This window comes from Microcoleus sp. S13C4, assembly GCF_036700865.1.
Taxonomy (GTDB): Bacteria; Cyanobacteriota; Cyanobacteriia; order Cyanobacteriales; family Microcoleaceae; genus Microcoleus.
Genome location: NZ_JAUBPS010000171.1, coordinates 1 through 1342 on the forward strand (window position 1 = coordinate 1; position 1342 = coordinate 1342).

General features: G+C 42.9%; 2 protein-coding genes and 1 pseudogene. 1 reads left to right on the plus strand and 2 read right to left on the minus strand.

Annotated elements, in window-relative coordinates:
- Positions 1 to 71: 71 nt before the first annotated feature.
- Positions 72 to 503: pseudogene (locus tag QT996_RS28470) on the plus strand (Uma2 family endonuclease); the annotation flags it as partial.
- A 67-nt stretch (positions 504 to 570) separates the two neighbouring features.
- Here QT996_RS28470 and QT996_RS28475 read toward each other — a convergent pair.
- Both QT996_RS28475 and QT996_RS28480 read right to left on the minus strand, forming a co-directional pair.
- Entirely contained in the window at positions 571 to 891 is a 321-nt protein-coding gene (locus tag QT996_RS28475; RefSeq protein WP_333050854.1) for a helix-turn-helix transcriptional regulator, read from the minus strand.
- Between the two features lie 116 nt (positions 892 to 1007).
- Positions 1008 to 1259 (minus strand): type II toxin-antitoxin system RelE/ParE family toxin, encoded by a 252-nt coding sequence (locus tag QT996_RS28480; RefSeq protein WP_445304600.1) that lies wholly within the window; start codon positions 1257 to 1259, stop codon positions 1008 to 1010.
- Positions 1260 to 1342: the final 83 nt, after the last annotated feature.

Consider the following 1342-nt stretch of genomic DNA (forward strand, 5'->3'; position numbering starts at 1 on the left):
AATAATTAAGTGGGGTCGTAAAATCAAAAATAAGGGCAATGCGTGTATCACAGTTTAAATGTGCAACAGCTTATTACGGCATCTATGAAATTAACAGCGGTCGATTAGAAGTTTATCGGTTGATGGAGGGGTATTATCAACTGTTAGAACTCAATCAACGCGGTCATTTTCCCATTGCATCTTTAGGCATAGAATTGGGACTTTGGCAAGGCCGTTATCAAAATCAAAGTATGCTTTGGCTGCGCTGGTGGGACGAGGAAGGTAATTTGCTGTTGATTGGCGATGAAAGGGCTCAATTGGAGAGATTGCGAGGGGAACAACAGCGGGAAAGAGCTGAACAAGAAAGATTGCGAGCCGACAGTGCAGAGCAGGCACAACAAGCTAAAGCTCAGACAATAAGGGATGCAATTCCCCGGTTGTTGGAAATGGGTTTGAGTGCCGAACAGGTGGCGGAGGCGTTAAATTTATCTGGGGAGGAAGTCAGGCAAAATTATCACGGCTGAGATAGTTTTATCGGGATACAGTTAACTTCAAATTCTAGAAGATTCTCAAATGTCAACTGTCTGCTTCTCAGCTTTTGGAAGAAGTAATAGCAAGTGCCACATCCTCGCGAGTTGCTCCCAGTGCTAGCATTGTCCTTACCATCAAATCAAGAGAAACAGACGGATCGCCAGCTTCTATTTTAGCTACCCGTGACTGGCTAGATTTAATTTTCTTAGCCAAACTTTCTTGAGAAAGATTTTGACTAAGGCGAAGCTGCTTCAAGCGTTTAATTAGAGACAGCTTCATCTCAATAAAAGCAATTTCTTCGGCTGAAAGCTCTAGAAAGTCTGCGGCATCTCCCACCCGCCAACCTGCTGCTTCTAAACGTTGACGTTTAATGGCATCCATTGTAAATATTACCTCTTTTAATTATATGAATTGCACAGAGCAAGGATTGTGAATGGTGAATTGTCTCTCAATTTGTAAGGTGGGCATTGCCCACCCTAAAGGAAGTCCTGAAATAACTAGGTTTCTCCTGAGCTTCTATCGTACAATCTCAGTCGTTTTTGACTGTTTTCGATCGCGCGCTTAGGCGTTTTCTGGGTAGTTTTTTGAAACACCTCTGCAATGACAATAGCATCTGAGTCAATCCGGTAAATAATTCGCCACTGTTTACCGGCTTCACTATCATCGATCCGCAATTCGTGGCAGTGAGGGCTGATGCTTGGCATAGGCCGAGAGACAGGCATGGCTAAAATTTCTCCATTTTGTAACATCCTTAATAACTGTAGTTTAGACTAAAAAATGATTGCAGCCAAAAGTAGCTGCCTTTGAATATCCGGCAAGCTGTTACTCAAAA

What these genes read in the sequence shown, in the direction of transcription:
- QT996_RS28475 (WP_333050854.1), bottom strand. Translation starts at nt 891, where the DNA reads ATGGATGCCATTAAACGTCAACGTTTAGAAGCAGCAGGTTGGCGGGTG.
- QT996_RS28480 (WP_445304600.1), bottom strand. Translation starts at nt 1,259, where the DNA reads ATGTTACAAAATGGAGAAATTTTAGCCATGCCTGTCTCTCGGCCTATG.